This window comes from Kitasatospora sp. NPDC114501 (genome assembly GCF_055633695.1).
In genome coordinates, this window is the sequence record NZ_JBVKDS010000020.1 from 38778 (window position 1) to 48899 (window position 10122).

Annotated in this window: 7 protein-coding genes; all 7 read left to right on the forward strand. The window is 75.3% G+C overall.

What is annotated here, in order from left to right:
- The first annotated feature begins 131 nt into the window (after positions 1-131).
- The 7 genes from ACZ7RU_RS31850 (at position 132) to ACZ7RU_RS31880 (ending at position 9128) form a co-directional block, all read left to right on the forward strand.
- Positions 132-3404: a hypothetical protein gene (locus ACZ7RU_RS31850; RefSeq protein ID WP_470344442.1), complete on the forward strand. Its 3273-nt coding sequence runs from the start codon at positions 132-134 to the stop codon at positions 3402-3404.
- Entirely contained in the window at positions 3401-4111 is a 711-nt protein-coding gene (locus ACZ7RU_RS31855) for a Pvc16 family protein (protein WP_470344443.1), read from the forward strand. Before ACZ7RU_RS31850 ends, ACZ7RU_RS31855 begins: the two co-directional genes overlap by 4 nt.
- On the forward strand, positions 4108-6264 hold the full coding sequence (locus tag ACZ7RU_RS31860; protein WP_470344444.1) for an ATP-binding protein: 2157 nt from the start codon (positions 4108-4110) through the stop codon (positions 6262-6264). Before ACZ7RU_RS31855 ends, ACZ7RU_RS31860 begins: the two co-directional genes overlap by 4 nt.
- Positions 6265-6451: 187 nt before the next feature.
- Positions 6452-7984, forward strand: a complete 1533-nt coding sequence (locus ACZ7RU_RS31865) for a phage tail sheath family protein (protein WP_470344445.1) — start codon at positions 6452-6454, stop codon at positions 7982-7984.
- A gap of 57 nt (positions 7985-8041) precedes the next feature.
- The gene (locus ACZ7RU_RS31870; protein WP_049660364.1) at positions 8042-8482 is read left to right on the forward strand and encodes a phage tail protein; all 441 of its coding nucleotides are present in this window, start codon (positions 8042-8044) and stop codon (positions 8480-8482) included.
- Positions 8479-8973, forward strand: coding sequence for a hypothetical protein (locus tag ACZ7RU_RS31875; RefSeq protein WP_470344446.1), 495 nt, complete (start codon positions 8479-8481; stop codon positions 8971-8973). Before ACZ7RU_RS31870 ends, ACZ7RU_RS31875 begins: the two co-directional genes overlap by 4 nt.
- A complete protein-coding gene (locus tag ACZ7RU_RS31880) occupies positions 8970-9128 on the forward strand; it encodes a DUF6760 family protein (protein WP_181970396.1) in 159 nt (52 codons plus the stop codon). The genes ACZ7RU_RS31875 and ACZ7RU_RS31880 overlap by 4 nt, the downstream gene beginning before the upstream one ends.
- Positions 9129-10122 lie beyond the last annotated feature (994 nt).

Genomic DNA, 10122 nt, shown 5'->3' on the forward strand with positions numbered 1-10122 from the left:
CGACTTCCCGCGCGAGGGGCGGGCGGGCTGCCCTTTGGGGACACCGGTTGCTTCCCCCGCCGAGGGTGCCCGGGCTCTCCCGCCGGGCCCCAGGGGCGGGGACACTGCGGGGGAGACCGCCCCTGCAACCTGTGAGGTCGAGCGTGATCGGCGCCTCCGCCACCCCCCGCTCCGTCCGGCGGCCGGCCCGGGCCGCCGTCGCGGTGCTGCTCGCGTTCGCGGCCGCCCTGGTGACCCTGACCGGCGCCGCCCCCGGCGGGCCGGGCGCCACCGCGGCCCCGGTGGCCGCGGTCGACCCGGCGGCCGGGCGGATCGTCTACGCCGGCACCGACCACCGCGGCCTCGGCAAGGTGACCGGCACGGAGTCGAGCACCCCGCTGTTCGGGCCGGGGCCGATCCACTTCGACCGGGACCCTTCGGCCCGCGGCGACGAGGTGGTCTTCACCAGCCTGCGGGACGGCCCGCTGCCCCAGGTCTACCTGCGCGACGCGGCCGGCGCCGTGCACCGGGTCACCACCGGCATGGACACCTCCCGCCCCGCCCTCGCCCCGGACGGCAAGGGCGTCGTCTTCGAGGCGCTGGAGGACCGCGGCGGTGACAGCAGGCCCCAGCACGTGCTGTGGGCGGTCAACCGGGACGGCAGCGGCCTGCGCCGGATCACCGACGGCGCGGCCGACGAGACCCACCCGACCGTCTCACCCGACGGCAAGTGGATCGCGTACTCCTGCGACGGCGAACCGTCGCACCGTCAGGTCTACCTGAGGCCGTTCCAGGGCGGCGCCCCGGTCAAGGTCACCAACGTGACCGACGGCGACGCGGTCGACCCGACCTGGAACCCGGTGGACACCGACGAGCACCGCAACGAGATCGTCTACACCTGGGACCGGGGCGACCAGGGCCGGACCCTGATGCTCACCTCGCCCACCGGCGGCGACAAGGCCTACTTCCCCGGCACCGGCTCCACCTGGAAGACCGGCTCCGCCGCCTGGACGGCCGACGGCAAGGGGGTGGTGTTCCTCAGCGCCGACCTGCTCGACCCCAACAACCCGAGCCCGCAGCCCGACCCGTCCCGGCCGCCGGTGGTGAACCTCTACCACGCGCTGACCTGCAACTGCGAAGCGCCCAGACTGCTCTACCGCGCGGACCGGTTGATCGCCTCACCGGCCTGGCTCGGCACCCAGAACGACGGCGGCCCGGTGGTGGAGCAGACCAGCGCCTCCGGTTCCAACGTCGCCGACGTGCAGGACATGCGCCCCGACGGGTCCGACCCGCGCGACCTCGGCATCAGCGTGCTCCGCGAGGACCCGGCCGCCGACAGCAACACCAGCACCGACCCGGCCGCCGACCCGCTGTTCCACCCCCGCCCCGGCTTCGACCCCTGGTACGAGCGCCAGACCTACACCCCCGACGGCCGGCAGATCGTGGTGACCCGATACGAGGACGGGCCCGCCGGGCGGATCCTGCGGATCTGGCTCGCCGACGCCGACGGGGCGAACCCGCACCCCATGAACCTCGCCGGGCGCGGCCCGAGCGACCGGGACACCGACCCGTCCCTCTCCCCGGACGGCAGGCTGATCGTGTTCAGCCGCAGCACCCCGGCCACCGGCGGGCAGCCGGCCCGGCCCGGGCGCGTCCTGATCGCCGAGGTGTCCACCGGGAGGATCGTCGGCACCGTCCAGCCGCCGGCCGGCCAGCAGGGCGCCTCCGACGGCCAGCCGTTCTGGTCCCCCGACGGCAAGCTGATCGCCTTCTCCCGGACGGCCGTGGTCGACGGCAACGCCGGCAACCTGCACGTCTGGACCGTCGCCGCCGACGACCTCAGCCGGCAGAACGACCTGAGCCGGACGGCCTGCCCGGGCAGCTGCGACGTCATCGACGACAGCCCCGCCTTCGCCCCCGACGGCCGTCGCATCGCCTTCAACCGCAAGGCCGGTGACGGCGGGAACAACCACCAGGACGGCGTGGTGGTCACCACCCCGACCGGCGCCGACTGCACGGTGATCGTGCCCGCCGGGCTCGGCCAGGGAGCCTGCACCCGGCCGCTGCCCGAACGCCCCACCAGCGGCCCCTTCCAGCCCCGCGACGTCGCCTGGACGGCGAACAGCGCGCAGCTGTTGATGACCTCCCGCCGTGCCGCCCCGCCGAGCTCGCCGGAGGGCCTCAAGGTCTACGACTTCGCGACCGGCCGGCTCACCGAACTCGACTGGCGGCTGCCGGGCCGCCAGAAGGAGCCGGCCGTCCAGCAGTCCGTCGACCTGGCGGTCAGCGTGCCCGAGCGGACCCCGGCCGTCCCCGTCGACGGCAGCACCGACGTGACGGTCACCGTCACCAACAAGGGCCCCGCGCCCTCGCCCGGCACCGCCCTCACCGTCTCGGTGCCGACCGGCGCCCGGCTCGGCAGGCTGACCACCCCGACCGGGTCGTGCGACGCCGCGGCGCTGCGCTGCGAACTCGGCACCATGGCACCGCGCGCGGTGATCCGGATCACGGCCACCCTGATCGGCACCCGGCCCGGCAACCCGGACTTCGGCTGGAGCGTCACCGGGACGGTCGTCGACCCGAACCCCGACGACGACTCCGCCCGGACCTTCCTGCCGGTGCTGGAGCCGTCGACCCCCTCGCCGACGCCCACCCCGTCACCGACCGCCACCCCGACTCCGACGCCCACCCGGATCCCGACGCCCACACCCACACCGACGGCCACCACCGCCACGCCCACCCCCGCACCGCCGCCGCCCCCGGCCCCCGCACCCCCGCCCCAGGCCGGCCCCGGCGTCACGGTCGACGCCCAGCCGAACCCCGGCTACGTCGGCGGCCACGTGACCGTCAGCTACACGGTGCGCAACAGCGGCCAGGCCCTCGCCACCGGCCTGCGCCTCACCCTCGGCCTGCCCGCCGGAGTGCCCACCGAGGCGCTGCCCCCCGGCTGCCGCAACGGCACCTGCACGGTGAGCGACCTCGCCCCCGGCCGCAGCGCGGTGATCCGGGTGGTGCTCTCGCCCGTGGCGGCGCTGGACACCGTCGTCACCGCCGAGCTGACCACCACCGGCACCGACGCCACCCCGGGGCCGCACCGGGCGAGCACCCCGCTGCGCATCCTCCAGCCCCGCATCGTCGCGGTGCCGCCGATCGGCAAGCCCGGCTTCGTGACCTCCGTACGCGGGGTGGACTTCCCGCCCGGCGCGCCGGTCCGCTTCACCTGGCAGCCCGGCATCACCGCCGCCGCCGCGCCCACCCGCCCGAAGGCCGACGGGACCTTCGCCGGGCAGCTGCTCATCCTCCCCAAGGACGAGACGGGCCCGCGCACCATCACCGCCGAAGGCCCCGGATTCTCCCCGGTGACCTGCCCCTTCCTGGTGGTCGAGGGCAGCATCGGCCCGCCCGGGGAGGTGGAGCGGCGGTGATCCACGAAGTCGACGAGGCGCTGCGGCGACTGCTCGCCGAGACCGGCCTGACCGAGCGCGGGATCGAGGTGGTCTTCGACGCCCCCACCCGGGACTTCGCCGCCCGCCGCAACGCGCCCACGGTCAGCGTCTTCCTCTACGGGCTCCGCGAGGACACCGGCCGCCGGCAGACCGGCACCGTCGCGGAGTACGACGAGCAGGGCCTGGTGACCGGCCGGCGCCCGGCGCCGCGCTGGTTCGAGCTGGCCTACCTGGTCACCGCCTGGACCAACCGGCCGCAGGACGAACACCGGCTGCTGGCCGAGGTGTTGCAGTGCCTCACCGCCACCGACACGCTGCCCGCCCGGCTGCTCACCGGCACGCTCGCCGAGCTCGGACTGACCGTCACGCTGGACATCGCGGGGCACGACACCGGCCTGCCGTCGGTCTCCGACGTCTGGTCCTCGCTCGGCGGGGAACTGCGGCCCTCGGTCGACCTCCGGGTGCTCGCCCCGCTGCCCGGCGAGCGCGCCCCGGCCGGACCGCCGGTCACCGAGGGGCTGGTGCTGCACGCCGGCGACACCACCGAGGACGGCCCGCCGCCCGCCGACGGCCCGGGCCGCCGACTGCGCTACCAGGGCACCGCCGACCCCGGGCCGGACGGCTTCGCCGCGCCCCGAGAACGCGGGCTGCCGCCCGGCCGCCGGCCCCGGGGCAGGGCGCGATGAGCCTCGACCTCGACCAGGCCCCCGAGGCCCCGGCGGTGAACGGCGGCGCGCCGAGCCCCGACCACCCGAGCCCCGACCACCTCTGGGAGCGGCTGCGGCGGGTCGAACAGCGGGTGCGTGCCGCGGTGCGCGAACGCCGGGCCGTCGACCCCGACCCGGACGACCCGTACCGCGGCCAGTACCTCGGCCCGGAGGCCGTGGACCGCATCCTGGCGGCCTCCGCCACGGTGCACCGGGAGACCGCGGACCCCGGCGACGGGACGGCGCCGCCGCCCGGCTCCCGGCTCGGGCGGCTCAGCGCCGCCTTCGGGCTGCTCCCGCTGGACCTCGACCTGCTGCTGGTGGCGCTCGCCCCCGACCTCGACCCCCGCTTCGAACAGCTCTACGGCTACCTCAACGACGACCTGACCCGCCGCCGGGCGACCGTCGGCCTCGCCCTGGAACTGTGCGGACAGCCCGGGGCCGGCGCCGGCCGCTTCCGTTTCTCCACCCGGGCCCCGCTGATCGCGGGCGGGCTGCTGGAGGTCACCGAGCCGGACCGCCCGCTGCTCTCCCGCACCCTGCGGGTCCCGGACCGGGTGACGGCCCACCTGCTCGGCGACGACGAGCCGGACGGCGCGCTCGCCGGGCTGGCCCGCCGCGCCGATCCGCCCGGCCACCGGCGAGCGGACCAGAGGCGGCCTGACGAGGGGCATCCCGACGAGCGGCGGTCCGACGAGAAGTCGCCCGACGAGCGGCTGCGCGCGGTGGTCGCCGTCGGCGGCCTGGTGCACCTGCTGGACCGCGGCGGGCACGCCGGTGCGCTCGCGGTGGCCGTCCTCGCGGCCGACGGCCCGCCGCCCCTGGTGGTCGACGCCGCCGCGCTCGCCGCCCGCCCGCCGGAGGGCACCGTACGGGTGCTCGCCCGCGAGGCGCGGCTGGGCGGGGGCGGTGTGGTGCTCGGACCGCTGGACCGGCTCCAGCCCGAACGGCCGGAGCGGGCCGCGCTGCTGCGCGAGCTGTGCGCGGAACTCGCCGACGTCCCGCTGGTCGTGCACGGCCCGCAGGTCTGGGACCCGGCCTGGGCGGCGCAGAGCCCGGTGGTGGTCACCGTCCCGCCGCCGGACCCGAGCGAGCGGGCCGAGCAGTGGGCCCGCGCGCTGAACCAGGAGCTGAGCGAGGAACTCGCCGAGGGGGTGGCCGCCTACCGGCTGGACCAGGAGCAGCTGGCGCGGGCCGCCTCGGTGGCGGCCCGGACGGCGGCCGCCGAGCGGCGCCCGGTGCGGGCCGAGGACCTGCGGACGGCGGTGCGGGCGCAGAACGCCGCGGGCCTGGCCCGGCTCGCCCGCCGGATCGAGCCCGCGGTCGGCTGGTCCGACCTGGTGCTGCCCGGCCCCACCGCCGGCCGGCTGCGCGAACTCGTGCTCCGGGCCCGGCACCGCGACCAGGTCCTCGGGCGCTGGCGGATGCGCCCCGGCGGCGGCCGGGGGAACGCGGTGATCGCCCTGTTCGCCGGGGAGTCCGGCACCGGCAAGACCATGTCGGCCGAGGTGGTCGCCGCCGAACTCGGCATGGAGCTGTACGTGGTGGACCTCTCCACCGTGGTGGACAAGTACATCGGCGAGACCGAGAAGAACCTGGAACGGATCTTCACGGAGGCGGCCCAGGTGAACGGCGTCCTGCTGTTCGACGAGGCGGACGCGCTGTTCGGCAAGCGCTCCGAGGTCAAGGACGCCCACGACCGGCACGCCAACGTGGAGACGGCCTACCTGCTCCAGCGGATGGAGTCCTTCGACGGGATCGCGGTGCTGACGTCCAATCTGCGGGCCAACCTCGACGAGGCGTTCACCCGGCGGCTGGACGTCATCGCGGAGTTCCCGCTGCCGGACGAGGCGCAGCGGCGCCTGCTGTGGGACCGCTGCCTGGGGCCGCTGGTGCCCCGCGGCGACGACCTCGACCTGGACTTCTGCGCCCGGAACTTCGAGCTCACCGGCGGCTCCATCCGGGCCTGCGCGGTCTCCGCGGCCTACCTGGCCGCCGGGACGGGCACCCCGCTGGGCATGGCGCAGCTGGTCTCCGCGGTGGTCGGCGAGTACCGCAAGCTCGGCCGGCTGGTGCTGGCCGGCGAGTTCGGGCCGTGGCTGGGCGTCATCGGGGACGCCGGGCACGGCTGAGCGCTCCCGGCGCTCCCGGCGCTCCCGGGACGCCCAGGGCACCGGCGGGGACGTACGGCGGTGTCCGCCGGGGGCAGTGGTCGCTGCCCCCGGTCCGGGACCTGTGGACATGTTTCCGGGTGGGGCCCGGGCAGCAGACTCGGGGGCGAATGACCGGCGAAATGCATGGCCAGCCGAAGGAGCGCGTATGCCGTCGTACCTCACCCCGGGCGTGTACGTGGAGGAGGTCCAGTCCGGTGCCCGGCCGATCGAGGGCGTCGGCACGGCCGTCGCCGCCTTCGTCGGCTTCGCCGAGACCGGGCCCTTCCACGAGCCCACACTGGTCACCAACTGGGACCAGTACGTCCAACGCTTCGGGGGCTTCACCGAGGGCACCTACCTGGCGCACTCGGTGTACGGCTTCTTCGCCAACGGCGGCGGCTCCGCCTACGTGGTGCGGGTCGGCGACCCGGCCCGGCGGACGCCCGGCGCCGCGCCCGCCGTCACCGCGGCCCCGCCCGTCGAGATCGCCGGCTTCCTCTTCTCCGCCCTGCCCGGCGCGGGCGGCGAGGTCTCCGTCGAGGTCGCCGACCTGGAGGGGGAGAACGTCCCCGAGGACCGCTTCCGGCTGCTGGTGCGCCGGGGTGCCGAGGTCGCCGAGACGTACGACGTCTCGACCCGCAAGAGCACCAAGGGCTACGTCGTCACCCAGCTGCGCGAGTCGAAGCTGGTCGCCGTCGCCGAGCAGCCCGGCACCGCGCCGAGCCGCCCCGAGCGCCGCACCCACGCCCTGGCCGCCGCGTCCGCGCCGGCCGCGGTCCCGGCCGGCCGGCTCGACCCCGCCGAGTACGTCGGCGACGCCGCCGCCCGGACCGGCTTCGGCGGCCTGGAGGCGATCGACGAGATCACCATGGTCGCGGTGCCCGACCTGATGAGCGCCTACCAGCGCGGCGACCTCGACGACGAGGGCCTGCGCACCGTCCAGCTGGCGGTGATGTCGCACTGCGAGCAGATGGGCGACCGGATCGCCGTCCTGGACCCGCCGCCCGGTCTGAACGCCCAGCGGATGCGCACCTGGCGCAACGACGAGGCGGGCTTCGACTCCCGCTACGCCGCGCTCTACTACCCGTGGATCAAGGTGTTCGACCCGGCGAGCGGCCGCAACGTGCTGGTCCCGCCGAGCGGGCACGTCGCCGGGGTGTGGGCGCGCAGCGACGCCGAGCGCGGCGTGCACAAGGCGCCCGCCAACGAGGTCATCCGCGGTGCGGTGGACCTGGAGATCCGCCTCAGCAAGGGCGAGCAGGACCTGCTGAACCCGATCGGCGTCAACTGCGTACGGGCGTTCCCCGGGCGCGGCATCCGGATCTGGGGCGCGCGCACCCTCTCCTCCGACCCCGCGTGGCGCTACCTGAACGTGCGCCGGCTGTTCAACTACCTGGAGGAGTCCATCCTCCTGGGGACCCAGTGGGTGGTCTTCGAACCCAACGACGACCGGCTGTGGTCCAGTATCCGCCGGAACATCACCGCGTTCCTCACCGAGGAGTGGCGGCGCGGGGCCCTGTTCGGCCAGACCGCGGCCGAGGCCTTCTACGTCAAGTGCGACCGCGACAACAACCCGCCGGAGTCCATCGACCTCGGCCAGGTGATCTGCGAGATCGGCGTCGCCCCGGTGAAGCCCGCGGAGTTCGTGGTGTTCCGGCTGTCCCAGTTCTCCGACAGCACGAGCCTCGTCAACGAGTGACCGGCCCGGTCGGCACCACCCCTCGGCACCCCTCGCATCGGAAGGTGACACAAACCCATGGCTGAAGGCGATCCGCTCTCCACACACATATTCGGCGTCCAACTCGGCGGCTACAACGTCGAGTCCGTCAAGGAGATCAGCAACCTGACGGTGGAACAGGACGTCGTCGAGTACAAGCAGGTGACCCAAGAGGGCAAACTGATCGTCCGCAAGCAGCCCGGCGCCCGGCTCCCCGGCGAGGTGACCATCACCCGCGGCCTGGACAAGAGCGGCGCGTTCACGGACTGGATCAAGGAGACCCTCAACAACGGGGCGATCAACACCGCGCGGCAGAACCTCACCATCGAGGTCAAGGACACCACCGGTGCCACCCTGCGGCGCATCCAGCTGCTCAACGCCTGGGCGAGCCGCTGGGAGGGCCCGACCCTCAGCGCCGGCGAGTCCAGCGCCGCCACCGAGACCGTGACCATCGTGTTCGAGGAGATCTCGGTCGAGTGAGGAGGAAGATCGGCCTGGAGGAGCTGCTGGAAGGGGCTCCGGCCCCGCAAGCCGCCGTGCCCCAGCACACCGCGCCCCAGCAGCAGGCCCCCGCGGCCGCGGCCCAGCCCCAGGGGCGGACGCCGCACACCGAGTTCGAGTTCGAGCTGCCGCTCGGCTACGTCGACGACGCGGGCACCGTGCACCGGCACGGTGCCATGCGCCTGGCCACCGCCCGCGACGAACTGATGCCGCAGATCGACCTGCGGGTCAAGGAGAACCCGGCCTACCTCAGCGTCGTGCTGCTCAGCCACGTCATCACCCGGCTGGGCGACATCACCGACGTGCACGCCGGGGTCGTCGAGCGGATGTACGCCACCGACGTGGCCTTCCTCCAGGACCTCTACCAGCGGATCAACAGCGAGGGCCACACGCGCGCCGCGGTGACCTGCCCGCACTGCGACGGCGCCTTCGAGGTCGACCTCGCCGGTGGGCGCCTGGGGGAATCGTGACGTACGCGCCTGCTCGGCTGTACGAGGAGATCGCGTACATCGCCTACCACTTCCACTGGCAGCGGGAGGACATCCTCGACCTGACCCACCGCGAACGCGGGCAGTGGGTCAGGGAGATCGCCCGGCTCAACACCCGCATCAGCGAAGGCGGGTGAACCGGGTGGGGCTTCGGGACTGGATCGGCCGCCGGAAGGGCGGCGAGGGCGGGGGTGCTGGGGCTGCCGGTGATTCTGCCGGTGGCGTTTCGGGCAGCGCCTCCGGCGGTGCTTCCGCGGGCGCCTCCGGCGGTGCTGAGGCCGCACGGCGGCGCCCGGCGGGCGGGGACGGGGGATGGCGCGCGGTCGCGCCGCTGGTCCCGACCCTGGCCGGGCCGGCCCACGGCGTCAGCGACGGCCTGAAGTTCCGGTCCCGGCTCACCGCCTGGCAGGACCCGTCGCTGTGCGGCCCGCTCGGCCACGCGGTCCTTCCGACCGCCCCGGCGGGCATCCTGCGGGCGGTCGCGCGGCCGGGCTCGCCGTCCCCGGCGCTCACGGGCGGGGACGACCTCGTCGTGCCGGTCCTCCCGGCGGAGCCCGGGGCGGAGGGGCCCTCGGCGGAGGAGCCCTCGGCCGACGGCCGGGCGGGCTCGTCGCGGCGGGCCCGGCCGGTCCAGCGGTCCGTCCGGATGCGGCGGCTTCCGGTGCGCTCGGGCCCGCGCCCGGCGCGTGCGGGCGGGGCCGACCGGCGGGCTGTGCCGGACGGCGCCGGCGGCGAGCCGAAGCCGGGTGCGCCCAGCTCCGGTGCGCCGAAGTCCGACGTGGTGAGGGCGAGTTCGCCGAAGCCTGCGGCGACGAGGCCCGCTGCGCCGGTGCCCGCCACGACGGGGCCCGCTGCGCCGGTGCCTTCCGCTGCTCCGGCGCCCGCCGAGTCGACGCCCGAGGCGGGCACCGCCTCCGTGCGCCGGAACGACCCGGTGGTCCGGGCCGACCGTCCGGTGCGTCCGCGTTCCGTCGGCGCCCCGCTGGTCGTGGCGCGGCGGCCCCGGTCGCTGCCCGTGCGCCCGGTGGCGGGGGGGGGGGGAGGGAAGGGGGGGGAAGGAACAAAAACCGACACACCACGACCGCTCCCAAAGAACAAAAACAAAGCAACGAAAAGACAGGAGCAAGCCAA